General features: G+C 65.9%; 22 protein-coding genes. 15 read left to right on the top strand and 7 right to left on the bottom strand.

Going from position 1 to position 25,882, the window contains the following annotated elements:
• Nucleotides 1-27: 27 nt before the first annotated feature.
• The gene (locus AADJ04_RS01230; RefSeq protein ID WP_341238485.1) at nt 28-780 is read right to left on the bottom strand and encodes a GAF domain-containing protein; all 753 of its coding nucleotides are present in this window, start codon (nt 778-780) and stop codon (nt 28-30) included.
• Nucleotides 781-953: 173 nt separating this feature from the next.
• Here AADJ04_RS01230 and AADJ04_RS01225 point away from each other — a divergent pair, with 173 nt between their 5' ends.
• Nucleotides 954-1,538: a YqiA/YcfP family alpha/beta fold hydrolase gene (locus AADJ04_RS01225; RefSeq protein ID WP_341238484.1), complete on the top strand. Its 585-nt coding sequence runs from the start codon at nt 954-956 to the stop codon at nt 1,536-1,538.
• Between the two features lie 6 nt (nt 1,539-1,544).
• On the opposite strand, the gene AADJ04_RS01220 is transcribed toward AADJ04_RS01225, so the two are convergent.
• The gene (locus tag AADJ04_RS01220; RefSeq protein WP_341238483.1) at nt 1,545-3,140 is read right to left on the bottom strand and encodes a Wzy polymerase domain-containing protein; all 1,596 of its coding nucleotides are present in this window, start codon (nt 3,138-3,140) and stop codon (nt 1,545-1,547) included.
• A gap of 249 nt (nt 3,141-3,389) precedes the next feature.
• Here AADJ04_RS01220 and AADJ04_RS01215 point away from each other — a divergent pair, with 249 nt between their 5' ends.
• From AADJ04_RS01215 to AADJ04_RS01200, 4 genes are all read left to right on the top strand, one after another.
• Entirely contained in the window at nt 3,390-5,471 is a 2,082-nt protein-coding gene (locus AADJ04_RS01215; protein ID WP_341238482.1) for an RNB domain-containing ribonuclease, read from the top strand.
• Nucleotides 5,468-6,328 carry a TonB family protein gene (locus AADJ04_RS01210; RefSeq protein ID WP_341238481.1) on the top strand — a complete coding sequence of 287 codons (861 nt, stop codon included), beginning with the start codon at nt 5,468-5,470 and terminating at the stop codon, nt 6,326-6,328. Before AADJ04_RS01215 ends, AADJ04_RS01210 begins: the two co-directional genes overlap by 4 nt.
• An 83-nt stretch (nt 6,329-6,411) precedes the next feature.
• Nucleotides 6,412-7,263: a shikimate dehydrogenase gene (gene aroE / locus AADJ04_RS01205; protein WP_341238480.1), complete on the top strand. Its 852-nt coding sequence runs from the start codon at nt 6,412-6,414 to the stop codon at nt 7,261-7,263.
• Nucleotides 7,264-7,317: 54 nt separating this feature from the next.
• Complete coding sequence (locus AADJ04_RS01200; RefSeq protein WP_341238479.1) at nt 7,318-8,052, top strand: transglycosylase domain-containing protein; 735 nt, start codon at nt 7,318-7,320, stop codon at nt 8,050-8,052.
• A gap of 48 nt (nt 8,053-8,100) precedes the next feature.
• Here the strand turns inward: AADJ04_RS01200 and AADJ04_RS01195 are convergent, their stop codons facing one another.
• Nucleotides 8,101-9,057: a cyanophycinase gene (locus tag AADJ04_RS01195; RefSeq protein ID WP_341238478.1), complete on the bottom strand. Its 957-nt coding sequence runs from the start codon at nt 9,055-9,057 to the stop codon at nt 8,101-8,103.
• Between the two features lie 257 nt (nt 9,058-9,314).
• On the opposite strand from AADJ04_RS01195, the gene AADJ04_RS01190 reads away from it, so the two are divergent.
• The 3 genes from AADJ04_RS01190 (at nt 9,315) to ruvC (ending at nt 11,823) form a co-directional block, all read left to right on the top strand.
• Nucleotides 9,315-10,076 carry a lysophospholipid acyltransferase family protein gene (locus tag AADJ04_RS01190; protein WP_198845875.1) on the top strand — a complete coding sequence of 254 codons (762 nt, stop codon included), beginning with the start codon at nt 9,315-9,317 and terminating at the stop codon, nt 10,074-10,076.
• Between the two features lie 146 nt (nt 10,077-10,222).
• On the top strand, nt 10,223-11,215 hold the full coding sequence (locus AADJ04_RS01185; protein WP_341238477.1) for a phosphatidate cytidylyltransferase: 993 nt from the start codon (nt 10,223-10,225) through the stop codon (nt 11,213-11,215).
• A gap of 59 nt (nt 11,216-11,274) precedes the next feature.
• The gene (ruvC, locus tag AADJ04_RS01180; RefSeq protein WP_273624685.1) at nt 11,275-11,823 is read left to right on the top strand and encodes a crossover junction endodeoxyribonuclease RuvC; all 549 of its coding nucleotides are present in this window, start codon (nt 11,275-11,277) and stop codon (nt 11,821-11,823) included.
• A 114-nt stretch (nt 11,824-11,937) separates the two neighbouring features.
• On the opposite strand, the gene AADJ04_RS01175 is transcribed toward ruvC, so the two are convergent.
• A complete protein-coding gene (locus AADJ04_RS01175; protein ID WP_288485536.1) occupies nt 11,938-12,423 on the bottom strand; it encodes a CZB domain-containing protein in 486 nt (161 codons plus the stop codon).
• Nucleotides 12,424-12,626: 203 nt separating this feature from the next.
• On the opposite strand from AADJ04_RS01175, the gene AADJ04_RS01170 reads away from it, so the two are divergent.
• From AADJ04_RS01170 to AADJ04_RS01155, 4 genes are all read left to right on the top strand, one after another.
• The gene (locus tag AADJ04_RS01170) at nt 12,627-13,664 is read left to right on the top strand and encodes an LLM class flavin-dependent oxidoreductase (protein ID WP_341238476.1); all 1,038 of its coding nucleotides are present in this window, start codon (nt 12,627-12,629) and stop codon (nt 13,662-13,664) included.
• 178 nt (nt 13,665-13,842) lie between these two features.
• The gene (gene gspF, locus AADJ04_RS01165; protein ID WP_198845878.1) at nt 13,843-15,075 is read left to right on the top strand and encodes a type II secretion system inner membrane protein GspF; all 1,233 of its coding nucleotides are present in this window, start codon (nt 13,843-13,845) and stop codon (nt 15,073-15,075) included.
• A 24-nt stretch (nt 15,076-15,099) separates the two neighbouring features.
• Nucleotides 15,100-16,044 (top strand): 5'-nucleotidase, encoded by a 945-nt coding sequence (locus AADJ04_RS01160; RefSeq protein ID WP_341238475.1) that lies wholly within the window; start codon nt 15,100-15,102, stop codon nt 16,042-16,044.
• 170 nt (nt 16,045-16,214) lie between these two features.
• Nucleotides 16,215-16,547 (top strand): EF-hand domain-containing protein, encoded by a 333-nt coding sequence (locus AADJ04_RS01155; protein ID WP_341238507.1) that lies wholly within the window; start codon nt 16,215-16,217, stop codon nt 16,545-16,547.
• A 43-nt stretch (nt 16,548-16,590) separates the two neighbouring features.
• Here the strand turns inward: AADJ04_RS01155 and AADJ04_RS01150 are convergent, their stop codons facing one another.
• From AADJ04_RS01150 to AADJ04_RS01140, 3 genes are all read right to left on the bottom strand, one after another.
• Nucleotides 16,591-17,022 (bottom strand): hypothetical protein, encoded by a 432-nt coding sequence (locus AADJ04_RS01150; RefSeq protein WP_341238474.1) that lies wholly within the window; start codon nt 17,020-17,022, stop codon nt 16,591-16,593.
• Between the two features lie 152 nt (nt 17,023-17,174).
• A complete protein-coding gene (locus tag AADJ04_RS01145) occupies nt 17,175-17,690 on the bottom strand; it encodes a DUF1854 domain-containing protein (RefSeq protein ID WP_341238473.1) in 516 nt (171 codons plus the stop codon).
• Nucleotides 17,691-17,703: 13 nt separating this feature from the next.
• Complete coding sequence (locus tag AADJ04_RS01140) at nt 17,704-20,010, bottom strand: ABC transporter ATP-binding protein (RefSeq protein WP_341238472.1); 2,307 nt, start codon at nt 20,008-20,010, stop codon at nt 17,704-17,706.
• Between the two features lie 370 nt (nt 20,011-20,380).
• On the opposite strand from AADJ04_RS01140, the gene cphA (AADJ04_RS01135) reads away from it, so the two are divergent.
• The 3 genes from cphA (AADJ04_RS01135) to AADJ04_RS01125 all read left to right on the top strand — a co-directional run bounded on the left by cphA (AADJ04_RS01135) (nt 20,381) and on the right by AADJ04_RS01125 (nt 25,761).
• On the top strand, nt 20,381-22,615 hold the full coding sequence (cphA, locus tag AADJ04_RS01135; protein ID WP_341238471.1) for a cyanophycin synthetase: 2,235 nt from the start codon (nt 20,381-20,383) through the stop codon (nt 22,613-22,615).
• A 78-nt stretch (nt 22,616-22,693) separates the two neighbouring features.
• A complete protein-coding gene (gene cphA / locus AADJ04_RS01130; RefSeq protein ID WP_341238470.1) occupies nt 22,694-25,273 on the top strand; it encodes a cyanophycin synthetase in 2,580 nt (859 codons plus the stop codon).
• A 17-nt stretch (nt 25,274-25,290) separates the two neighbouring features.
• Nucleotides 25,291-25,761: a CreA family protein gene (locus tag AADJ04_RS01125; protein WP_341238506.1), complete on the top strand. Its 471-nt coding sequence runs from the start codon at nt 25,291-25,293 to the stop codon at nt 25,759-25,761.
• The last annotated feature ends 121 nt before the right edge of the window (nt 25,762-25,882 follow it).

Raw genomic sequence — 25,882 nt, 5'->3', positions numbered from 1 at the left:
TATCGGGCTGACGGCTGCGCCGGGAAGTCAGCCCGCTTGGCGAAAGGCCATCACCGCCTGGTTGCGCAAGGTGCGCAGCAAACCCGGGGCCTTGTCGTCCACCACGATGCCGCCAGGAACCGCCTGGTCGGCATAAATGAGTGCAAACGGCTGCCCCTTCATCTGCAGCGGCAGCAACAGAAAAGAGGGGGCGTTGACGCGTTCCACGTACCACCGGGGCAAGCGCGCACTGATGCGGGGCTCTGTAGCATCGTTGATGAGGGTGTCGGCGCCCCGCAGGCACACGGCCGTGAACAAATCGCCGGGCACGTTCAGCGGCACCTTCATGGCACGCACCACGGCTTCGCTGCCTTCGCCCAGGCCAAAGCGGCCGGTGAGCTGGTCGGTGCGCGCCTCACGCAGGCAAAACACCATGCGCCGAAAACCCAGAGCGCGGAACATCGTCTCCAGGATCATGCGCAGCACGTCGTTGAGCTGAAAGCTCTCGACCATGGCGTTGGTGATGTCCTGGATGCCAGCAGCCAGCACCTCGTTCACCTGCGCGACCGACACCGCGCCGCCCGCCTGCGACGCCAGCAAAGCGGGCAAAGGCTTGGCTTCGCTGGGCTTGAGTTCCAGGGGGCTGAGGGCGTCGTCCTGCGCGGTGGCGTCTTGCGCCGCCGGGGGCAGCTTCAGCAACCGGGCAGCGGGCGAGCCAGCGTCCACCCGCAGATCCAGCGCCTCGGCCAGCGCCACCAGCTTGCGGCGTGCGCGCAGCGTCGCTTCGTTGACGGCCCGCATGCAAGGGAGCGCTGGCTGCAGAAAGCGGGGCAAAATCAGTCATGGTGCTGGCGGCTCAACAGACCCCGCACAGTGCCGGGTCTTCGTGGCTAGACATCTTATGCCCGCTCAGGCCCGCCAAAAGCAGTGATTCCCCTGCCCTGCGTCTTCCGCACACACCCTTCAACGCGCCCATGACCACCACGTACCTTCTGTACCTGCACGGCTTTCGTTCATCGCCCTCTTCGGCCAAAGCACGGCAAATGGCGGCCCATGTGGCGCAGCACCACCCGGCCGTCACCTTCTGGTGCCCGCAGCTTCCGCCCTCGCCCCAGGCCGCGATGGCGCTGGTAGCACAAGGCATTGCATCCTGGCCCAGGGGCGCCATGGCGGTCATCGGCTCTTCGCTGGGCGGCTTCTATGCGAGCTGGGTTGCGCAAGACGCAGGCTGCCCCAGCGTGATGCTCAACCCCGCTGTGGACCCGGCCCGCGACCTGGCGCGCTACATCGGCGAGCAAACCAGCTGGCACGACCCGGCCGAGCGTTTTTACTTTCTGCCCGAATACATCGGCGAGCTGCAGGCGCTGGATGTGCGCGGCCGCCCACCTGCTGCGCCCGAGCTGGCCATCATCGCCAAGGGCGACGAAGTGCTGGACTGGCGCGAGATGGTGGCCCGCTACCCGCAGGCCGAGCTGCGTTTGCTCGAAGGCGGCGACCATGCCCTGAGCGACTTCACCGAGCACTTGGAGCCCATCACGCGCTTCCTGCGGCTGGCATGACGACGGCTACTGCACGCCCGATGCGCTGGCCGCGCTGGCAGCATTGGCGTGGCGCGCCTGCCAGCGGGCGAAGTCGTTCGGGTAGGCAATGCGGTAGCGCTGCTGGTGCCAAGCCGCTTCGTCCACCCGGCCCAAGGCCAGGGCGCCGTCCACCACCTTCTCGATCACCCGGGGTTCGGGCGAGAAATGCAGCAAATCCAGCGCCACGGCGTGCATCTGGGCCGCGTTGGCGGGCGTTAAATCCTGCGTGGTGAGCCAGGCAAAGCGCACCTGGTCAGAAAACAGCACCCCCTTGGGCTGGGGCACGGCCCGCACATCGCGCAAGGTGGGTGGGCGCTGGGCCACCGGCTTGTAGAGCTGGCTCACCACCCGGTACTGGTAGGCAGCCATGCCCAGCACGGCGGCGCCGATCAGGCACACGGCGGCCCCCAAGCCCCACCCCACAGTGACATCGCCCAGCTTGCTGCCCAGCCACCGCCACGCCTCGGGCACACCACGCCCCGGCGCACGCCGCCAGCACAGCAACACCAGCGCAAACAGGGTAGTGACCTGGAAGGGGCCGTACCACAGCGGGTATTCGAGCAGGCTGTGCAGCCCCACCACGGCGACCACACCCCAGGCCAGCTGGCGCACGGGGTCGGTCTCGCGCCAGGGGCGCGACCACACCAGCCACGCCAGCACGCCGCCGCACAGCAGCAGCGCGGCGGGCAGGCCCAGCTCCACCGCCAGGTGCAGGGGCAGGTTGTGGGCGTTGTCCAGCAGCACGCAAAAGCGCTCTTCAGGGAACAGCGTGATGTAGTGCGCGTAGCTCAGCTCCCCCCACCCCCAGCCCGTCCAGGGCTTGAGCGAGATGAGGTGCAGCATGTTCGACCACAGCACCCGGCGTGCGCCGCAGGCGCCCGAGGTGTTGGAGAACCGGTCGAACAGCCCATCAATGCGTATGCCACTCACCTGCAGCAGCACCTGCGGCAGCGCCCAGGCGGCCAGCACATACAGCACCATGCCCACCAGCACCAGGGCGATGGCCTTGCGTGCATCGGTGCGGCGCCACAGGCAGAGCAAGCCCAGCATCAGCAGCCACTGCAGCGCGCCGGTGCGCGAATTGGTGGCGGCAGCGGCCACTGCCAGCACCGCCAGCGCCCCACCCAGCACCATGCCCATGCCCCACTGGGGGCGCTGCACCCGCTCGGCCCGCACCCACAGCCAGAGCAGGGACCACACGCCCAGCGCCATCAGCGATGCCTGCTGGTTGCGCTGGCGCAGGTTGCCCACCGCCTCACCCGGTATGGATGGATGGATCCACGGCAAGCCCCAGGGCTCTGCGCCCAGGTACTGCAACAGCCCCACCACGCCGCCCAGCACCGCCGCCAGCAAGAGCCCCCACGCCAGCGCGCCACCGGCACGGTTGCCCAGGCGCACGCACTGGGCGCGGGTGACTACCGCCGCCCCCAGCACCAGCCCCCAGGCAGCCAGTGCCAGGCCGCACGCCCAGGAAAACACCAGCGGCCAGAAGTTGGGAGACGGCGGCGCCGTGACCGCGAACAGGAAGGGCAGCGCCACGGCCAGCACCGCCAGCAGCGTGTTGAGGGCAGAAAACGGCATCGTCTGGGGTATGCGCAAGGGTCAGAAATCAAAAGACAAATAACGAGGCGGCGCCGCCAGCCCACCACGGGGCGCAGGCTGCGCCAGGGTGGCGATCATAGGGGCGCCAGAAAGGCTTTGGGCATAAAGTGCCTCTGACGCTTATCCAACAAGCGTCAGCAGCTACAAATTCAATAGCATTTCATTTCACCCGGCTTGGCCGGGTCTGCACCGTGCGGGGCGGGCAGACAGCCATGGGAGAATCCCCCGATGCATGCACTGTTTGAAGAAGCCGGCAAATTCATGGCCGGACGTATCCTGTCCGAAGCCGACACCTCGGCCCAGGTTGAGCTCGATTCGGGCAAGCGGGTCAAGGTCAAGGCCGCGAACATTCTGTTGAAGTTCGAAAAGCCCGCCCCCGCCGAACTCATCGCCCAGGCCCAGGCCGTGGCCGAAACCATTGAGCTGGACCTGGCCTGGGAATTCGCGCCCGAGGACGATTTCGGCTTTGCCGACCTCGCCCGCGACTATTTCTCGGAAAACGCCACGCTGGCCCAGCAGGCGGGAGCGCTGTTCCGCCTGTACGAGGCGCCGCATTACTTCCGCCGCGCAGGCAAGGGCCGCTTCAAGAAGGCGCCCGCAGAAATCCTGCAGCAAGCCCTGGCCGCCATCGAGAAGAAAAAGGCCATCCTCGCGCAAATCGACGAATGGGCCGCAGCCCTGGGCCGGGGCGAATGCCCCCAGCCCATCCGCGACCAGCTCTACAAAATCCTGTTCAAGCCCGACAAGAACGCGCCCGAATACAAGGCCGTGGTCGAGGCCAGCCGCGCCACGCACACCGCGCCGCTTGATCTGCTGCAAAAGGCAGGCGCCATTGACTCGGCTTACCAGTTCCACTGGAAGCGCTTTTTGTTCGAGAACTTCCCCAAGGGCACGGGCTTTCCCGCGCTCACGGCACCTGTCATTGCCGACGAGCTGCCGCTGTCGCCCGCGCAGGCGTATTCCATCGACGACTCGCAGACCACCGAAATCGACGATGCCCTGTCCGTTCAGGGCCTGGGCACCGGCACCGTGGTGCTGGGCATCCACATCGCTGCGCCGGGCCTGGCCATCCAGCCGGGCAGCGCGATCGACCAGCTCGGCCGCGCCCGCCTGTCCACCGTGGACATGCCGGGCTACAAGATCACCATGCTGCCCGACGAGGTAGTGCAGACCTACACGCTGGATGAAGGCCGCGCCAACCCGGCCGTGTCGCTGTACGTGACCATCGACGAAGCCACGCTGGAGTTCAAAGGCTCCGAGACCAAGCTGGAGCGCGTGCACGTGGCCGCCAACCTGCGCCATGACCAGCTCGACAGCGTGGTGACGGAAGAATGGCTCACCAACCCAGCGTTTGAGCACCAAAACGACCCGCAGCGCTTGTCTGACCTGCGCGGGCAGCTATCATTTTTATACCGCCTTGCCAAAGAACTCAAAGCCCGCCGCGAGGTGGTGCGCGGCAAGCCCGAGAACTTCAACCGGCCGGACTACAACTTCCGCCTCGTCGGCAACAACGGCGCGGAGCCCACAGGCAACGAGCAGGTGCAAATCAGCGTGCGCCAGCGCGGTGCGCCACTCGATCTGATCGTGGCCGAGGCCATGATCGTGGCCAACAGCACCTGGGGCAGCTGGCTGGCCGAGCTGGGCGTGCCCGGCATCTACCGCAGCCAGGCCAGCATGGCCCCCGGCGTGAAGGTGCGCATGGGCACCAAGGCGCTGCCGCACGCAGGCATTGGCGTCAAAGCGTATTCCTGGGCCACGTCGCCACTGCGCCGCTACACCGATCTGGTCAACCAGTGGCAGATCATTGCCTGCGCCCGCCACGGCGCCACGGCTGCGCTGGCCGCACCGTTCAAGCCCAAGGATGCAGACCTGTTCTCCATCATCAGCAGCTTTGATGCGGCCTACAGCGCCTACAACGGCTACCAGGCAGGCATGGAGCGTTTCTGGACGCTCAAGTACATCGAGCAAAACCACATCACCGAGCTCACGGCGGCCGTCATCAAGGAAGGGCCGGGTGGCAGCTTTCTGGTGCGGGCGGACGACATTCCGCTGGTCTTCCCCGTGCTGGGCGCGCAAAACCTGCCGCGCGGCGCGCGCCTGAAGGTGCGGCTGGGCGAGGTGGATGAAATCACCCTGGACATCCACGGCACGGTGGTGGAACGCCTGGACGACCCGAACGACGCCAGCGACGATGCCGTGGTGGAGGACGAGGGCGACGAAGACGCCGTGGCCGGCCCGATCGCCATCGCCGTGGATGTGAACGAAGCCGACAGCACCGCACCCGCCAACGCCGATAATCCGACGCCGTGAACATCCGCTCGCTTTTCCGCTCCTTCAGCACGCTGCAGATTGCCCTGGGCGTGTCGGTGGCCGTGCACGCGGCCCTCCTCTCGGTGCGCTTCATCGACCCCGAGGGCTTCAACCGCGTGTTCCAGGACACGCCGCTGGAAGTCATCCTGGTCAATGCCAAGTCCACCGAGCGGCCCGAAAAGGCCCAGGCCATCGCCCAGTCCAACCTGGCGGGCGGCGGCGATGCCGCGCAGGGCCGCGCCACCAGCCCCCTGCCCTACTCGGCCCTGACGGCGGTGGGCGACGACTTTGAAGAGATGCAGCGCAAGATGGACGCCATGCAGGAGCAGCAAACCCAGCTGCTCACGCAACTGCGCAAGCAGCTGGCCTCCATGCCCGAGCCCGACCCGCGCAAGCAAAGCGACAGCGGCGAGCAGATGTCGCAGGAAGAAAAGCGCCGCCAGTTGCTGAAGCTGCTGGCCGAGATTGAAAAGCGCATCAACGAAGAAAACTCGCGCCCCAAAAAGCGCTACATCAGCCCCGCCACGCGCGAGGAAGCCTACGCGGTGTACTACGACGCGCTGCGCCGCAAGGTGGAAGACAAGGGCACCGAGAACTTCCCCGAGCAGGGCGGCAAAAAGCTGTATGGCGAGCTGATCATGATCGTCACCGTCAACCACGACGGGCGCGTGCTCTCTACCGAAGTGGTGCAAGGCTCGGGCAAGACCGCGCTGGACCGCCGGGCCGAAGCCATTGCCCGCGCCGCCGCGCCGTTTGGCCGCTTCACCCCCGAAATGCGCGCCAAGGCCGACCAGGTGGCCATGGTGGCCCGCTTCAAGTTCACCCGCGAACAGACCCTAGAAACCAGCGTGCGGTAACCCCCTTCAGGCACCTGTGGACTGGCGCAGCCAGCTTCGCGGCAGCCCTGGCCTGCCCCCTGCATGCAGCCCTTGTTGTTCCCATGAACTCTTCGACGCTCCCCTACGACCTGTACTGCGTGATGGGCAACCCCGTAGCCCACAGCCGCTCGCCCGCCATCCACGCCCGCTTTGCCGAACTCGCCGGCCAGCAGCTGCGCTTCGAGCGCCGACTGATCGCGCTGGACGGCTTTGCGCAAGGCGTGCGTGACTTCATCGCCGAGGGCGGGCGCGGCTGCAACATCACCGTGCCCTTCAAGTTCGAGGCCCCGGCCCTGGCCAGCGAATGCAGCGAACGCGTGCGCCTGGCCGGTGCTGCCAACACACTGAGCCTGCAACCCGATGGCAGCATCCACGCCGACAACACCGACGGCCTGGGCCTGGTGGCCGACATCACCCGCAACGCGGGCGTGCCCCTGCAAGGCGCGCGCGTGCTGCTGGTGGGTGCGGGCGGTGCGGCCGCCGGCGTGCTGGGCCCGCTGCTGCAGGCTGGCGTGCGCCACATCACCATTGCCAACCGCACCGTGGCCAAGGCCGAGGCGCTGGTGGCCTCGCACAGCGCCCTGGCGGCGCTACAAAAAGCAGAGCTGCTGGCGCTTGCTCCGCAAGCGTTAGTGGGCGATTTTGATGTGATCATCAACGCCACTGCCAGCAGCCTGGCGGGCGATGCCGTGCCCGTGCCCGCCAGCGTGCTGCGCCCCGGCAGCCTGGCCTACGACATGATGTACGGCCCCGCTGCGCAAGGTTTTCTGGACTGGGCCCAAGCCCACGGCGCGGTGGCGCGCGACGGCCTGGGCATGCTGGTGGAACAGGCCGCCGAGGCGTTTGCCATCTGGCGCGGCGTGCGCCCGCCATCGGCCCAGGTGCTGGAAGAACTGCGCCGCGCCCCGCACTGACCCAGCCATGCGCGCCCTGCCCGTCACGCCCTGCAGAACCCTGGAGCCCAGGCCATGAAAGCGCTGCTGCGCTGGCTGGGCCTGGTGCTGCTGGCCCTGGTGGGCCTGCAGCTGTTCTTTGTGCTGCGCATTGCGGCCATGGCAGCCATCAACCCCGAATCCACCACCTTCCAGCGCTCGGAAGCCTGGACACTGCTGACCAGCAAGGGCAGCGTGCCCTGGCGCCAGCAGTGGGTGCCCTACGGCAGGATTTCCGACCACCTCAAACGCGCCGTCATCGCATCGGAAGACGATGGCTTTGTGAACCACGAGGGCGTGGACTGGGCCGCGATTGAAAAGGCCTGGGAGCGCAATGCCAAGGCCGAGGCCCAAATCGCCAAGGCCCAGATCCGCGCCCCCGACCGCCCGGTGCGTGCGCCCAAGATCCGCGGCGGCTCCACCATCACGCAGCAGCTGGCCAAAAACCTGCTGCTCTCGGGCGAACGCACGCTGCTGCGCAAGGGGCAGGAGTTTGTGCTCACGCTGCTGCTGGAACAGATCCTGAGCAAAGAGCGCATTCTCGAGATTTATCTCAACAACGTGGAATGGGGTGAGGGCGTGTTTGGCGCCGAGGCCGCTGCGCAGCACTACTTCAAGAAAAGCGCAGCCCAGCTCACCCCCACCGACGCAGCCCGCCTGGCCGTGATGCTGCCCGCGCCCAAACGGTTTGAGAAAACGCCTGGCTCGGCGTATCTGGCGGGGCGCACGCGAACCATCCTGGCGCGGATGGGCAGCGCTGAACTGCCTTGATGCAACCACGCCGCCTTGGGGTGTAGCGCAGGGTCGTAGGTCGCACGCTCAGGGGATGTTCACCTCCTGGAATTCCACCCGGCGCCGCCGCGGGTCGAACAGCCCGCCCTCAGGCAGCACATGCATGCGGATGTCGGCGGCCTTGGCCATGGGCCCCCGGTCGTCCACGATCTGCGCGCGGCGGGCGTCAAAAATCTTGACGTAGTAGTTGCCCAGCACCTCCCACTGGCCGTCTGCGCGCACCAGCAGGGCGGTCTCTTCGTCAATGCCCACGCCAATGAGCTGGGGGTGGTCGAGCACCGCGCTGATGAGCCGGTTGTAGCGGGCGCGGTGCATGAAATGCTGGTCCACGATGGCGCCCTTGAAGAAGCCGAAGCCCGGGGCCAGCTCCTTCATGCCGCGTGCGATGTTGACCTGCTCCTCTTCATCGGAATTGCGCGGCGTGCGCCACTTGCCGGTCAGCATCAGCCGGCTCATCACCGAAGCCCCGGCCGAGGTGCCGCCCACCACCGCGCCGGCCTGGTAGCGCGCCTCAATGGTCTGCAGTGCGCGCGTGCCCACCAGCAGGGCGGACAAGCGCGACTGGTCTCCCCCAGAAAACCAGAAGCCACTGAACTTCTCCAGCGTCTGCGCCACAGCAGCGCTGTTGACATCGGCGGGCCGGATTTCCACCACCTGGGCCCGGGCGCCCAGGCCCTCCAGGTCGCGCACCACTTCCTGCGCTTCTTCGTCTGACCGGGAACTCGCCATGGGCAGCACGGCAATGCGCGCGTTTTCAGGGCCACCGGCCAGCGCCACAAAGCGCTGCTGCACGCTCAACGGGGTGTCTCCACCGCCCACGATGAGCAGATTGCCCTGTGGGCGGCTGAACAAGCGGCCCACGGCCTGCAGGGCGCTGCTGCCCAGGCCACCGGCACCACCGGCCGTTTGCGCCTGCACCGAGGCGCCCACGCCCAGCCCTGCCGCCATGCCCCCCAGCACGCGCAGCGCCCCCCGGCGTCCCATAACAAACCCATCACTTTTCACCATGGAATGAAACCCCACCAATGAGCCTGTGTTCAACGCAGCCAGGGCTTGCCACAGCGTGGCGATGCGCGCGCAGGTAAGGCGCGCCCTGCGGCTGCGTTCGTCAAGAAATGCCTGGAGCCGACCGTGCAACACCGGGCGTGGCGCCCCACCCGCGCCGGGGCGCAAGGTGGGGCGCGCATTCTAGGGCCTGCACAGCGGGCAGGCACCGCACCCCTGCCCGTATGATCCCCGCCATGCTTGCCAAGTTAATGAGTTACCTTCTGCTCGGCGTGGTGCGGTTTCTGACGGGCTCCCAAGCGCGCTGGTACGGCTGCCCACCCAAGGCCGAGCAGCGCATCTACTTTGCCAACCACCAGAGCCACGCCGACATGGTGCTGATCTGGGCTGCGCTGCCCGAAGAGCTGCGCAGCATCACCCGGCCCATCGCCGCCAAGGATTACTGGACCAAAACCCCCTTCAAGCAGTGGATCACCACCGCCGTGTTCAACGCGGTGTATGTGGACCGGCAAGCCAGCCCTGCGCGCACGCCAGCCCCGGCCGCGGAGGCTGCAGGCAACGCCGCCCCGGCGCTGGACAGCGCCGCAGAAACCGCCGCCCCCGGTGGCCCCGACCCGGCCCCCGAGCCCGCCGCCCCGCCCTCGCCCGAAGCCCTGCGCGCTGCGCTGCCTGACAGCGACCCGCTCGCACCGCTGGTGCGGGCGCTGGAGAGCGGGGATTCGATCGTGATCTTCCCTGAGGGCACACGCGGCCATGGCGACGAGCCCCAGCCCTTCAAGTCGGGCCTGTACAAGCTGGCGCAGATGTTCCCGAACGTGGTGCTGGTGCCCGCGTGGATCAACAACGTGCAGCGCGTGATGCCCAAGGGCGAAGTGGTGCCGGTGCCCATCCTGTGCTCGGTGACGTTTGGCGCGCCGATTGCGCTGGAACCGGGGGAAGAGCGCCGCCCTTTTCTCGACCGTGCCCGCCGCGCGGTGATGGCCCTGCGCGAGGTATGAAATGAAGCCCCCCCTGAGTCGCTTTGCGCCTTCCCCCCGAGGGGGGACGACGCCCTCACTGCAGGGCGGCCTTTGCTCGGCGTCCCCGGCAGGGGCAGCGCCCACTGCAAAGGCAGCATTGAATGGGTCGATATGGGATTCCTGGAATGAATAGTTTTTTGCGCAACCTCACCGCCTCGCAGCAGATCGGTGCCTTGTTCATCGTGGTGTTTGGCGTGCTCTCGCTGGCCACCTTGTGGGGGTTTTTCCGTTCGCTGCGCGAGCACGCCAGCGACGACCCGCAGGCCGAAGCGCATGCGCAGGAGGTCAAGCGCTTTTGGGGCCTGATCAAGACCTCGTGGGTGATGGCCACGGTGTTCTGGATTGGCTGGGCGCTGGGCGACACAGTGGCCACGGTGCTGTTTGCCATCGTCGGCTTTTTTGCGCTGCGCGAATTCATCACGCTGTCGCCCACGCGGCGGGGCGACCACCGCAGCCTGGTGCTGGCCTTCTTTGTGGTGCTGCCGCTGCAGTTCACCATCGTGGGCAGCCGCATGTTCGACCTATTCACCGTGTTCATCCCGGTGTACGTGTTTTTGGCGCTGCCGGTGGTGAGCGCACTGGCCAACGACCCGGAGCGTTTTCTGGAGCGCAACGCCAAGCTGCAGTGGGGCATCATGGTCTGCGTGTACGGCATGAGCCATGTGCCCGCGCTGCTTCTGCTGGACTTCCCTGGCTACCGCGAAAAGGGCGCGTTCCTGGTCTTCTTCCTGGTGTTTGTGGTGCAGACCTGCATGCTGGTGCAGCACCTGGTGGGGCAGCGCTTCCCGCACAAGCCGGTGGCGCCGCAGGTGAGCCAGAGCTTTCAGTGGGCAAGCTGGCTGGCCGGCGTGGCCGCCGGGGGGCTGGCGGGCGGGCTGCTGTCGTTCATTACCCCATTCAAGCCGGGGCAGGCGTTGGGCATGGCGCTGCTGGCCTGCTTTGCAGGCAGCCTGGGGCATCTGGTGATGAAGGCCCTCAAGCGCGACCGGGGCGTGACCAGCTGGGGCATGCAGGGCATGTCGGTCACCGGCGCGGGCGGCCTGCTCGACCGCGTGGACGCGCTGTGCTTCGCCGCCCCCGTGTTCTTCCACTCCACCCGCTGGTACTTCGGTCTTTAAGCAAAATTGGCCACTAGCGCTTGATGAATAAGCGCTAACAGCTATTAATTCAATAGCACATGCGTATTTTAGGGATTGACCCCGGCCTGCAGACCACTGGTTTTGGCGTGGTGGACATGGATGGCCACCAACTCCGCTACGTGGCCAGCGGCACCATCCGCACCACCACCCTGGCCCTGGGCGACCTGCCCGGGCGGCTGAAGATTCTGTTCGACGGCATCACCGAGGTGGTGGCCCGCTACGAGCCCGATGTGGCCTCGGTCGAAATTGTGTTCGTGAACGTCAACCCGCAGTCCACCCTGCTGCTGGGGCAGGCGCGGGGCGCGGCCATCACCGCCCTGGTGGCCAGCAACCTGCCCGTGGCCGAATACACCGCGCTGCAGATGAAAAAAGCCGTGGTGGGCCACGGCCGCGCCGCCAAAAGCCAGGTGCAGGAGATGGTGCGCCGCCTGCTGCAACTGCCCGGCCTGCCCGGCACCGATGCGGCCGACGGGCTGGGCCTGGCCATTACCCACGCCCACGCGGGTGCCGCCATGGGCCGCCTGGGCGAAACCGCTACGCTGAACCGCCGCCAGCACGCCATGTACAAGGGCGGGCGCAGTTACTGAGGGGGTTGGCATCGCCCCCTGCTTATCGCCTGAATTTTTATAGAGAATCGGCCTCTAGCGCTTATCCAGCAAGCGCCAGCAGCTCACCTATTGATAGCAAAAGCCGGTTGACGATCAGCGCCCCAGCCCGCGCTTGAGTTCTTTGAGCAGCAACAGCACCTGGTTAGACGCGTGGCGGCAACTGGTGTTGAAAAGGTGCAGCGCCTTGGGCTGGTCGCCCGCGCGCATCTGATCGACCACCCCGGCCGCCTGCTGGTGAAAGTACTGGTGGCGGGCCACCAGCATGCCAAACGCCGGGTAGTGGCCCAGCCGCAGCCGCCCGGTGCCGCCCAGCCAGCGCCCCAGGTCACACCGGTCGGCGCTGCAAATGGGCTCGGCCTGCGGCACCTCGCCCGAGCGGCCATGCACCAGGTCTTCCAGCTGCTGGCGCCACACCTCGTGGTTGGCAATGGCTGCGTCCAGGTCCAGCTCGGTCATCAGCGTGGCAGCGTATTCAGGGTCCAGCACCAGCTCGCTGCCGTTGTCTTCCATGGCCCAGGTGGTTTCTGCGCTATCTGGGTCTTGTTCGCGGATCTTGAAAAAACGGCTGAAAAAGCCCATACCTTGCCTTGGTTGGTGAACGGGGAAGTGCGGAGGCATTCCGCAATTGGAGCCGCCATTCAGAAACATTTTGTATTGCAAGCAAGTTTTTGGCTATCAAAAAAATGCACTCCTGTGCTTTTGCAATGCAGAGCAACCCCGCTGGCGGGCACGGCTCCCCACCAGGGCCTGCAGACTGCCGTCAGGGGGCGGACAATGACGGCATGAACGCACCCACTCCCACCCATCGCCCTGCCCTGTCCATGCTTGATCTGGTCGCCGTGCGCGAAGGCGGCACCGTGGCCCAGGCGCTGCAAATCGCCCTGCGCACCGCCCAGCACGCCGAAAAGCTGGGGTTTGCGCGCTACTGGCTGGCCGAGCACCACAACATGCCAGGCATTGCCAGCTCGGCCACGGCGGTGCTGGTGGGCTACATCGCGGGGGGCACCTCGCGCATCCGCGTGGGCTCCGGCGGTGTGATGCTGCCCAACCATGCCCCGCTGGTGGTGGCCGAAGCCTTTGGCACGCTGGCAGAGCTGTACCCTGGCCGCATCGACCTGGGCCTGGGCCGCGCACCCGGCACCGACCCCACCACCATGCGCGCGCTGCGCCGCAGCCGGGTGGAAACCGCCGACGACTTCCCGCAGGACGTGGCCGAGCTGCAGCGCCTGCTGGGCCCCGTGCAGCCAGGCCAGCGCCTGGTGGCCATGCCCGGTGCGGGCACCAACGTGCCGATCTGGCTGCTGGGCTCCAGCCTGTTTTCTGCGCAACTGGCCGCACAAGAAGGGTTGCCCTACGCCTTTGCCTCGCACTTTGCGCCGCGCCTGATGCACCAGGCCATTGACCTGTACCGCCGCCTGTACCAGCCATCGGCCGCATGGCCCAAACCGTACGTGGCCATTGGCGTGCCCTTGATTGCTGCCCCCACCGACGACGAGGCCGAATACCTGGCCAGCAGCACCTACCAGCGGGTACTGGACATCCTCACCGGCAACCGCCTCAGCCTGCAGCCACCGGTCGAGAACTACGCCGCCCGCCTGCAACCGCAGGAACGCGCGGCCATTGGCGACTTTCTGGCCGCCGCCGTGATTGGCGGGCCCGATACCGTGCGTGACGGCCTCACCACGCTGGCGCAAGAAACGGGTGCCGACGAGCTGATTCTGGTGTGCGACGTGTACGACCCCGCGCTGCGCCTGCGCTCGCTGGACATTGCCGCCCAGGCGCACAGCGCCATGGGGCAGGCCACAGCCGCTGCGCTGTGAGAGCCTGCTCGGCGGACCGGCAGGCCATCGGCCGATCACGGCGCAGGTCACCGCCATGCGCTGGGCATAAGGCCCCCGCACATTCCCAGGCACCCCGGTCACACCGAGCGGCTACCATCGCGGGGGCAGCATTGCCTTGAGCGCAGTGCCCCTTTGCCCCCGACACCGCCACTGATTCATGCCCGCTTTTTCTTTTGAAGCCCTGGACGCCCAGGGCCAGACCCGCAAAGGCCTGCTGGAGGCCGACACCGCCAAGTCCGCTCGCAGCATGCTGCGCGCCCAGGCTTTGGTGCCCCTGACGGTGGAGCTGGTGCAGACGGGGCAGACTGCCGCGGGTGGCGGCACCTCGCTGGGCCAGCGCCTGTTCACCCGCCCGGTGTTCAGCGCCACCACGCTGGCGGTGTGGACCCGGCAACTGGCAGGGCTGGTGTCATCAGGCCTGCCGCTGGAGCGGGCACTCACCGCCCTGAGCGACGAGGCCGACGACGAGCGCCAAAGCCACCTGGTGGCCGCCTTGCGCGCCGAGGTCAATGCGGGCTCCACCTTTGCCCGCGCGCTGAGCCAGCACCCGCGCGAGTTTTCCGACATTTATTGCGCCGTGATCGGTGCGGGAGAGCACAGCGGCAACCTGGGCATGGTGCTGGAGAAGCTGGCCGACGACCTGGAAGACCGCCAGGCCCTCAAGGCCAAACTGGTGGGCGCGGCGCTTTACCCCGCCATCGTCACCGTGGTGGCCATCGTCATCGTGCTGTTTCTGGTGGGTTACGTGGTGCCCCAGGTGGCCAGCGTCTTCGCCGGCACCAAGCGGGCGCTGCCCTTCCTCACGGTGATGATGCTCACCATCAGCTCTATCGTGCGCAACTACGGCTGGTGGATGTTGAGTGCTCTTATTTTGATAGCTGCTAGCGCCCGCTGGGCGCTGACTCTGGAGTCTTTTCGCCAAAAGTTTGATGCTGCCTGGCTCAACCTGCCGCTGGTCGGCAAACTGGCACGCGGCTACAACGCCGCCCGTTTTGCAGGCACCCTGGCCATGCTGGCGGGCGCGGGCGTGCCCATTCTGAAGGCACTGCAGGCGGCGGCCGAAACCCTCAACAACCGCGCCATGCGGGCCGACGCGCTCGATGCGCTGGTGCTGGTGCGCGAAGGTGCACCGCTGGCCTCGGCCCTGGCGCAGAAGAAGCGCTTTCCGGGCCTGGTGTCCATGTTCGCCCGCCTGGGTGAACAAACCGGGCAATTGCCGCTGATGCTGCAACGCGCCGCCACACAAATCTCCACCGAAGTGCAGCGCCGCGCCCTGCAACTGGCCACCATCCTGGAGCCGCTGCTGATCGTGGGCATGGGCCTGATCGTGATGACCATCGTGCTGGCGGTGATGCAGCCCATCATCGAGCTCAACCGCTTCGTGAAATAACGCCCCCGGCAGAAAAACCGCACCATGGCCGTAACGCTGGACGACAAACTGGTGGTGGCGATCTCGTCACGCGCGCTGTTTGACTTTGAAGAGGAAAACCGCGTTTTCGACCCCCTGGACCCGCGCGCCTACATGGAACTGCAACAGGCGCGGCTGGAAGTACCGGCCAAACCGGGGGTGGCCTTCCAGCTCGTGAAAAAGCTGCTGGCCTTCAACACCGCCCACGCCCGCAATGTGGAGGTGGTCATCCTCTCGCGCAACGATCCGGTCAGCGCGCTGCGGATTTTTCGCTCGGCCAAAGAGGCAGGCCTGCCCCTGGAGCGGGGCGTTTTCACCCAGGGGCGCGACCCCTTCCGCTACCTGCGGCCGCTGGGGGCGCACCTGTTTTTGTCGGCCAACGAGCAGGACGTGAGCGAAGCGCTGGCGCTGGGCTTTCCGGCTGCGCGGGTGCTGACCGAATCGGTAGCCGCCGGAGTCGATTACCCCCACGAGCTGCGGATTGCGTTTGACGGCGACGCGGTGCTGTTCTCGGACGAAGCCGAGCGCGTGTACCAAACCGAAGGGCTGGAAGCCTTTCAGACGCATGAAATCAACAAAGCCGAGCTGCCGCTATCTGGCGGCCCATTCAAGCCCCTTTTGGCTGCGCTGCACCAGTTGCAGCAGCAGGCGGGCGCCTCGGGCATGCGCCTGCGCATCGCACTGGTCACGGCCCGCAGCGCCCCTGCGCATGAGCGCGCCATCAATACGTTGATGAAATGGAACCTGGCGGTGGACGAAGCTATGTTCCTCGGCGGCCTGGAAAAAGGCCCGTTCCTGCGCGAATTCGAGCCCGACTTTTTCTTTGACGACCAGACGGGCCACGTTACCTCGGCCGCGCTGCATGTGCCTTCAGGCCACGTGCGCGCCGGTATTGCAAACCCACCGCTGGTGGTGGATGAAACCACCGCGCGGCGCAAGCCCAAGGCCTGACCCTGTGCAAAGGCATGTGAATGCGCGCAACTACCGGTAAAAGGCCTGTCGCCACGGTTGCAAATCCAGCACATTCACCTCAAATGCCAAGCTACACACCTGAGGAGCACGCTTTGCTGTTGATTCGAACACTGTGGTTTTGCAGCGTTGCCTTGCTGGGCACGGCGGCGATGGCACAAGGCACGCCCGCCCCCACTGAAACCGCACCCTCGCAGGAAGCAGCGCTCACCAAGGAAGAGTTGAAGGCGATGCGCGACTTCAAGATGCTGGACTTCAACGGCGATGGCAAGCTCAGCCGCACCGAGGTCAAGCTGTTTCCGCGCCTGTCAGCCGCATTCGACGATGCGGACACCAACCACGACAACTACGTTTCGTACGAGGAAGTGCGCGAATTTGCCGCCAAGTACCGCGCCGAACGCGACCGCCAAAAAGCAGCGCAGGCCGCACAGCACCCCATTCAAGAGGCGCCTGTCGCGCCAGCCGCACCCCTCAAGGCCGAATGAGGCGCTGGCGGGATGGGAAAACACCCGCCGCGTCCCCTTGGAGTCACAAACCCGTGGTGCGCTTGACCTTCGGATCTGAATAAGTCAGATCTTCTTTTTTAACCTGCTGGGCCAGGCGCTCCTGCTGGGTCACCTTGTTCACTTCTTGCGCCATCTCCACCGCGCTGCCGCTGGCGCGCCACATGGACTGGATCAACTCCAGCAACTGCTTGTAGATGGGCTCTTTGGGTGGCTCAGGGGGTTCCTCCACCGTGTCTTTTTTCTTGACTTCAGTCCAGTCCCGGTTCGTCGCATCGGGGGCAGACGGCTTGTCAGGCTCGCGCACCACGGCGCCCTGACCCAGTCGGTCGACAGACTCGACGGGGTTGGGGGCGTTGATAGGACGCACCGGCGGTGCGCCAGAAGCCCCAGTGGAATACAAATCGGCGCCCTGAGGACGCCAGGCAGGCGATCGGTCAACAGGTGGCAATTGCATGACATGGGCCCATGGTGAAATGAAAAAGCGAAGGCTTTACCGCCTCCTTCGTAATCCATTTCGGCAAAAAGAAGGGCAAATTAAGCCTTTTTTCAGCCTTTTGGCCAAAACCAGGGTAAACCCTAGTTTTTTCACACTTCCACCCGTGCGATTTACAGGAAGCGCTCCAGCAGCTTGCGGGAATGTTTGTCCAGGGCGGTGGTGTCAGGCACTTTGAACTGCCCGCCTTCGCCTGCGGCAATCAGCAAACGCGTGCGTCCAGCCAGGCGGCGGATGTCCTCCTCCGCCTTCAGCACCAGGCGAGCGGCACCACGGTCCGTGATCACATCCCAGGTACTGGGGGTGGAGAAGCTGGACACCGCCACGATTTTTTCGATGGTGGGCACGAACTCCCGCACCGCCAATTCTTCTTCCAGCAACTGCCGCTGGGGCGCTGGCAGCGTATCGATGCGGTCTATCCACAGCAGCTCGTGCCCGTTTGCGCCCACGAGGGAAAGGCCCTCCTGGGGCGCAGCGATAGGGAAGGCGCGCACAGGCACCACGCCTTCGTGCGCTGTGCCGTCTGGCAGGGTGAGCACCAGGCGCCCGTGGGGGTTGCGGAGCAGTTGCACAGAAGCAGCCAGGGCGGGGGTAGCTGAGCCAGCAGGGGAATGGTTTTGCGAAGTCATGTCTTCTCCGGGCTCAGGAGTTACCTGCGGGGTGGGCGGGGTGCAGCAGGCTGCTGTCGATGATGACGCCCGCGGCCTGTGCGTCCTCTTCGGCACGGCGGGCTTGCGCTTCGTAAAGGCGCCAGTAGGCCCCCTGCTTTTCCATGAGTTCGTCGTGTGGCCCAACTTCCACCACTTCGCCGCGGTCCATCACCACCAAGCGATCGGCCTTGCGCAGGGTAGAGAGGCGGTGGGCAATGGCAATGGTGGTGCGGCCTTGCACCAGGTTGTCGAGCGCCCGCTGGATTTCCTTCTCGGTCTCTGTGTCCACGGCTGACGTGGCCTCGTCCAGAATCAGGATGCGGGGGTCAATCAGCAGCGCGCGGGCAATCGAAATGCGCTGGCGCTCGCCGCCCGACAGCCCCTGGCCGCGCTCACCGACCAGCGAGTCGTAGCCATGCGGCAGGCGCAGGATGAATTCGTGCGCATGGGCGGCACGCGCGGCGGCCACGATTTCCTCGCGCGTCGCGTCGGGCTTGCCATAGGCAATGTTCTCGGCAATGGTGCCGAAGAACAGGAACGGCTCTTGCAGCACGAGGCCAATGTGACGGCGGTAGTCGGCCACCGCAAAGCGGCGAATGTCGATGCCGTCTACCTGGATGGAGCCATCGCTCACGTCATAGAAACGGTTGATCAGGTTGACCAGCGTGCTTTTGCCCGAGCCGCTATGGCCCACCAGGCCAATCATTTCGCCCGCCCGGATTTCCAGATCCAACCCCTTGATCACGGCGCGGCTGCCGTAGCGGAAACCCACGTTCTGCATGGTGATAGAGCCCGCGATCTTGTCCACCTTCACGGGCTGGGCCGGGTCGGGCACGTTGCTGACGTGGTCCAAGATGTCAAAAATGCGTTTGGCCCCCGCCGCCGCCTTTTGCGTGACGGACACGATGCGGCTCATGGAATCCAGACGGCCATAGAACCGACCGATGTAGGCGATGAACGCCGTGAGCACACCCACCGTGATCTGGTTGCGCGACACCAGCCAGATGCCAAAGGCCCACACCACCAGCAGCCCTATTTCGGTGAGCAGCGACACCGTGGGCGTGAACAGGCTCCAGGTCTTGTTCAGCTTGTCGTTCACTTCCAGGTTGTGCTGGTTGGCGTCGCGAAAGCGCTGGGCTTCGCGCTTTTCCTGGGCAAAAGCCTTCACCACGCGGATGCCGGGGATAGTGTCGGCCAGCACATTGGTCACTTCGGACCACACGCGGTCGATCTTTTCAAATCCGGTGCGCAGGCGGTCGCGCACGGTGTGGATCATCCAGGCAATGAAAGGCAGCGGCACCAGGGTGACCAACGCCAGCCAGGGGTTGATGGAGAACAGAATCACCGCCGTCATGAAGATCATGAGCACGTCGGTGATGAAATCGAGCGCGTGCAGCGACAGGAAGACGTTGATCCGGTCGGTTTCCGACCCAATGCGCGCCATCAGATCGCCCGTGCGCTTGCCGCCAAAGTAATCGAGCGACAGGCGCAGCAAGTGCTCATAGGTGGTGGTGCGCAGGTCAGCACCGATGCGCTCGGACACCAGCGCCAGGATGTAAGTTCGCGCCCACGACAAGCCCCAGGCGGCCAGAGCCGCTAAAAGCAGCCCACCCAGGTACGTCAATACCAGCCAGGGATCAATGGTCTGCCCGTTCTGGTAAGGAATCAGGATGTCGTCCATCAGCGGGATGGTGAGGTACGGGGGCACCAGCGTGGCGGCCGTGGACGCCATGGTGAGGGCAAAGCCCGCCGCCAGTTGCTTGCGGTAGGGGCGGGCAAACCGCCACAGGCGCAACAGTACCCAGGTGGAGGTCTGGGGCGCCTGGGCGCGGGCGCAGGCGGGGCATTCGTCCGTATCGGGCGGCAGGGGGGTATGGCAAGCGGGGCAGGCGGGCTCGTCTTCCTCTGTGGCGGCTTGACCGGCCCCGCGCTCGACCTGCTGCTCAAAGCGCTGCACCAGGCGCAGCGCCTGGGGATGGTGGCCGAGGGTAAAGCGCCAAAAAGCCACACGCTCCTGCGGGTTGTGCAACTCCAGCGTTCCCACGCCCCCGTGGTCCTGCAGCTTGAGCGCCAGGCCGGGTGCCAGGGGCCAGTCCCGCCATACCGTGGCGCCCGGATCGCACGCCAGCAGGCGCCTGGAAGTCACCACCACCCAACCGCTGACGAAGCGCAAATCTGCACTCAGGTCAACCTGTAACGCAGCCAGTACGTTTTCATCAGACGCGAGCTTGGCCCGCAAATCGGCCCCTACCGGGCCGGAAAAGACACCCGAGGCGTCCACAGAATGGTGATGTTGCATATTCTTTGTGTTTTCCGCAGCTGGCAGTACAAAACTGCTGGCCGTGCAGATGCAGGAATTTTGACCGAAACCCAGGCCGCCAACGACCGCTGACACTTGGAACCTGTTTACGATCTTTAAAGGAACGCATTGGTGTGCCATTGGGATGACCGGATGACCAGTGTTCGCTGCAGGCGCTCATGCCCATGCAAGCAACCGAGACAGACGCATCGCCAGCCTGCACTCCAACTCTTCCAACCTGTGAGTTGCGCAACCCCGAAAAAGTCGCAAACCGTTTCTGATTCCTACCGTCCCGTCCATTTCCAGCCCAACCGGGCGCACAATGGCAACCCTGTCCGGCCCGTCCGGTGTCTCTGAACCGCTCCGATCCATGGCAAAAATCGACGACATCCAACTGCTTCGCATCAACTACCTGCGCGGCCCCAATATCTGGACTTACCGCCCCGTGCTGGAAGTCTGGCTGGACCTCGGGGTGCTGGAAGACCACCCCTCCAACACACTGCCGGGTTTCAACGACCGGCTCACCGCCTGGCTGCCCGCCCTGGTCGAGCACCACTGCGGCGTGGGTGAACGCGGCGGTTTCCTGCAGCGCCTGCAGGAAGGCACCTGGTGCGGCCATGTGCTGGAGCACATCGTCATTGAACTGCTGAACCTGGCGGGCATGCCCACCGGTTTTGGCCAAACCCGCAGCACCTCGGTGCGCGGGGTGTACCGCATGGTGTTCCGTGCCCGCGACGAGAGCGTGGCGCGTGTGGCGCTGGCCCAAGGCCATGCACTCATCATGGCCGCCATCAACGACGAACCCTTTGATGTGCAAGCCGCCGTGGCCCGCGTGCGCACCGAGGTAGACGACCAATACCTCGGCCCCAGCACAGCGTGCATCGTCACCGCAGCGACCGACCGGGGCATTCCTCACATTCGCCTGAACGATGGCAACCTGGTGCAGCTCGGCTACGGCGCTGCCCAGCGCCGCATCTGGACAGCCGAGACCGAGCGCACCAGCGCGATTGCCGAAGGCATAGCCAGCGACAAAGACCTCACCAAGAGCCTGCTCAAGGCCTGCGGCGTGCCGATTCCTGAAGGCCAGGTGGTCAACAGCCCCGAAGAGGCCTGGGAAGCCGCTCAGGACATCGGTCTGCCCGTGGTCGTCAAGCCATCAGACGGCAACCATGGCCGGGGCGTGACGCTGGAGCTGCGCAAGAAAGAAGACATCGAGGCGGCCTACCACGTGGCCTACCCCGAAGGCAGCGACGTGATGGTGGAGCGCTTCATCCCCGGCGACGAACACCGCATTCTGGTGGTGGGCGGCAAGGTGGTGGCCGCCGCGCGTGGCGAGGTGGTCAGCATCACCGGCAATGGCCGCTCCACGGTCAAGGAACTCATCGACAGCCAGCTCAACTCCGACCCCCGCCGCGGCTACGAGGAAGAGTACCCCCTCGAAATCATCGACCTGGTCACCGACACCAAGGTGCAGCTCGAACTCAAGCGCCAGGACCTCCAGGCGGACTCGGTGCCTGCCGCAGGCCGCCAAGTGGTCATCCAGCGCAACGGCAACGTGGCCGTGGACTGCACGGACGACGTACACCCTGAGGTGGCTTACATCGCCCAACTGGCTGCCAAGGTGGTGGGCCTGGACATTGCCGGTATCGACATGGTGGCGCAAGACATCAGTAAACCCCTGCATACCCAAGGCGGCGCGATTGTGGAAGTGAATGCCGGCCCCGGCCTGCTGATGCACTTGAAGCCCGCCGTGGGCGCCCCCCGCCCCGTGGGTCAGGCCATCGCCGAACACCTCTTCCCCTCGGAAGACCATCCAGAAGGCACGGCCGGCCGTATCCCCGTGGTGGGCGTGGCCGGCACGCGTGAGACTTCCACCATTGCCCGCGTGGTGGCCTGGCTGCTGCACCTGGGTGGCCACCACACCGGCCTGGCGTGCCGCGATGGCCTGTTCCTGGACCGCCGCCGCGTCGAGTCTTCGGACAGCGCCCACTGGGAAGCCGCCCACCGCCTGCTGATGAACAAGATGGTGCAGGCCGCCGTGATCGAAAGCGACGCCCGCACCATCCTGCGCGACGGCCTGGCGTATGACCGCTGCCAGGTGGGCGTGGTGACCGACATGGACGGCGTGGAATCGCTGGCCGAGTTTGACGTGCATGAGCAAGACCAGATGACCAAGGTGCTGCGCACCCAGGTGGACGTGGTGCTGGACAACGGCGCCGCAGTGCTCAATGCCGCCATTGCGCAAGTGGCTGCGCTGGCCCCGCTGTGCGACGGCGACGTGGTGCTGTACGCGCAGGACCCCACGCTGCCCGCCATCGTGGAGCACCGCGCCAACGCCAATGGCCGTGCCGTGCTGGTCAAAAAAGGCTACGTAGTGCTGGCCACTGGCGCTGCAGAGCATGTGCTGGGCACCCTGGACGAGCTGACCTTTGGCCGCAACGCTGTGGTGCCTGACACCGACGCCCTGCTGGCCGCCATTGGCGCTGCGTGGGCCCTGAACATTGCCCCCGACCTGATTGGTGCTGGTATCAAGACCTTCGAGCCCGAGCTGCAAGCCCCCGTTGGCATTCGCCCCGCGGGCGTGAGCACGCTGAACACGCTCTGAGCAACCAACCCCATCTTGCTGCACGCGATGACACTCCAGCGCACGGCGCACTGACGGAACACAAAAGAGAGAACTTCCATGGATGTAACCCGCACCCGGGCCCTGCGTGGCCCCAACCTCTGGAGCCGCCACATGGCCATCGAGGCCGTGGTGACCTGTACCGATACCGAGCGCGCCATCGGCAAGATGGCCGGCTTTGAAGACCGCCTGCGCGCCCTGTTTCCGGCCATTGGCGTGCTGCACCCCGAGGGGGGCGATAGCGACATCTCGCTGGCCCACGTGCTGCAAACCGCTGCCCTGGCCCTGCAAGCCCAGGCTGGCTGCCCCGTGACTTTTGCCCGCACCACGGCCACCACGGATCCTGGCGTGTACCAGGTGGTGGTCGAATACAGCGAAGAAGCCGTGGGCCGCAAGGCGTTTGAAGATGCGCAGCAGCTCATCCAGGCCGCCTTGGGTAACGGCAGCTTCGATGCCGACAAGGCCGTGGCCGACCTTCGCGAGCTGGACGAAGACGAGCGCCTGGGCCCCAGCACGGGCTCCATCGTCGAGGCCGCCGTGGCCCGTGGCATTCCTTATCGCCGCCTCACCCGCGGCAGCCTGGTGCAGTTTGGCTGGGGTTCCAAGCAACGCCGCATCCAGGCGGCCGAGGTCGATTCGACCAGCGCTGTGGCTGAATCCATCGGCCAGGACAAAGACCTGACCAAGCGCCTGCTGCACGCCGCTGGCGTGCCCGTGCCGCTGGGCAAACCGGTGGAAACGGTGGAAGAAGCCTGGGAAGTGGCCCAGAAGGTGGGCCTGCCCGTGGTGGTCAAACCGCAAGACGGCAACCAGGGCAAGGGCGTAACGGTCAACATCACCGACCGCGCCCAGCTGGAAGAAGCTTATAAGAACGCCGCCGAATACGGCACCGTGATGGTCGAGCGCTTCCTGCCCGGCCACGACTTCCGCCTGCTGGTGGTGGGCGACCAACTGGTGGCCGCCGCCCGCCGCGAACCGCCCCAGGTGCTGGGCGATGGCCAGCACACCGTGCGCGAACTGGTGGATGTGGTCAACCAGGACCCCCGCCGTGGCGAAGGCCACGCCACCTCGCTCACCAAGATCCGCCTGGATGACATCGCCGTGGCACGCCTGGCTGCGCAAAACCTCACGCCGGATTCCGTTCCTGCCAAGGGCCAGCGCGTCATCCTGCGCAACAACGCCAACCTCTCCACCGGTGGCACCGCCACCGACGTGACGGACGACGTGCACCCCGAAGTGGCCGCCCGCGCCATTGCTGCCGCCCAGATGGTGGGCCTGCACATCTGCGGCGTGGACATGGTGGCCGAAACCGTGCTGCGCCCACTCGAAGAGCAAGGCGGCGGCTTTGTGGAAGTGAACGCCGCCCCCGGCCTGCGCATGCACCTGGCGCCCAGCTATGGCAAGCCCCGCAACGTGGGCGCGGCCATGGTGGACAAGCTCTTTGCCCACGGCGATGACGGTCGCATCCCCACCGTGGCCGTGACCGGCACCAACGGCAAGACCACCACGGCACGCCTGATTGCGCACCTGTTCACCGCCCAGGGCCTGCGCGTGGGCATGACCAACACCGACGGCGTGTACGTGAACGGCCGCCAGATTGACAGCGGCGATTGCAGCGGCCCCAAGAGTGCCCGCAACGTGCTGCTGCACCCCGAGGTGGATGCCGCCGTGTTCGAGACCGCCCGGGGCGGCATCTTGCGCGAAGGTCTGGGCTTTGACCGCTGCCAGGTGGCCGTGGTCACCAACATCGGCGCAGGCGACCACCTGGGCCTGAACTACATCACCACGGTGGAAGATCTGGCCGTGCTCAAGCGCGTGATCGTGCAGAACGTGGCCACCACAGGCTACGCCGTGCTCAACGCGGCAGACCCCATCGTTGCCGCCATGGCACCGGCCTGCCCCGGCAAGATCATCTTCTTTGCCAGCGACCGTCACCACCCCGTGATGGCCACGCACCGCGCACAGGGCCATCGCACCGTGTACGTCGATGGCGACTCCATCGTGGCCTCGGAAGGCTCATGGCGCGAAACCATCCACCTGCGCGATGTGCCCATCACACGCAACGGCAAGATCGGCTTCCAGGTTGAGAACGTCATGGCTGCCGTGGCAGCCGCCTGGGGCGTGGACATGCCCTGGCAGACCATCCGCCGGGGCCTGTCGGGCTTTGTGAACGACAGCGACAACGCGCCCGGCCGCTTCAACATCATGGACTACCGCGGCGCCACCGTGATTGCCGACTATGGCCACAACCCTGACGCCATGCGCGCCCTGGTGCAGGCCGTGGACGCCCTGCCCGCCAAGCGGCGCAGCGTGGTCATCAGCGGCGCGGGTGACCGCCGCGACGAAGACATCCGCGAGCAGACGGTGATCCTGGGCGCTGCATTTGACGACGTGATCCTGTACCAGGACGCAGCCCAGCGCGGCCGTGCCGACGGCGAGGTGATGGCCCTGCTGCGCGAAGGCCTGGCTGGCGCACCGCGCACCACGCACGTCGAAGAAATCCGTGGCGAATTCATCGCCATCGATGCCGCCCTGGCGCGCCTGCAGCCGGGCGACCTGTGCCTGGTGCTGGTGGACCAGGTGGAAGAAGCGCTGGCCCACCTGGCTCAGCGCTGCGCTGACGCGGGACCTGCGGCATGAGGCCCCACGCGCTGGCCATGCTGGCGCTGTGCGCCGCCCTTGGGTTGCCGGGGGCCGCACAAGCGGCTGCTGGCGAAAAAATCGGCACGGTGGACACTGCCTTCCAGTGGCTGGGCCGCGACCACGACATCATCGTGGAAGCCTATGACGACCCTGGCGTGCAGGGCGTGACCTGCTACGTGTCGCGGGCCCGCACTGGCGGTATCAAAGGCACACTGGGTTTGGCCGAAGACCGCGCCGAGGCATCGATTGCCTGCCGGCAGGTGGGGCCCATCAGCTTCCCAGAGCCACTGAAGAAGCAGGAAGAAGTGTTCAGCGAACGCATGTCCATCCTGTTCAAGCGCCTGCGCATCGTGCGCATGGTAGACGCCCCGCGCAACACCCTGGTGTACCTGACCTATTCCGAAAAGCTGGTGGACGGCTCGCCGCAAAACAGCGTCACAGCCGTGCCGGTGGACAGGGTCCAGCCCATTCCGGTGCGCAAGTAAACCGTCGGCCCAACCACTGACGCCCCGCAGCGGCCATCGTTGCGGGGCGTTTTTATTTGAGCACCAAAATGGCCTCTAGCGCTTTATCCATAAGCGCCAGCAGCTATCATTTTTGAAGCAT

This window comes from uncultured Acidovorax sp. (assembly GCF_964021665.1).
GTDB lineage: Bacteria > Pseudomonadota > Gammaproteobacteria > Burkholderiales > Burkholderiaceae_C > Acidovorax > Acidovorax temperans.
The sequence above is the reverse complement of the archived record's forward strand: the minus strand, read 5'-3'. Positions and strand labels throughout refer to the sequence as shown.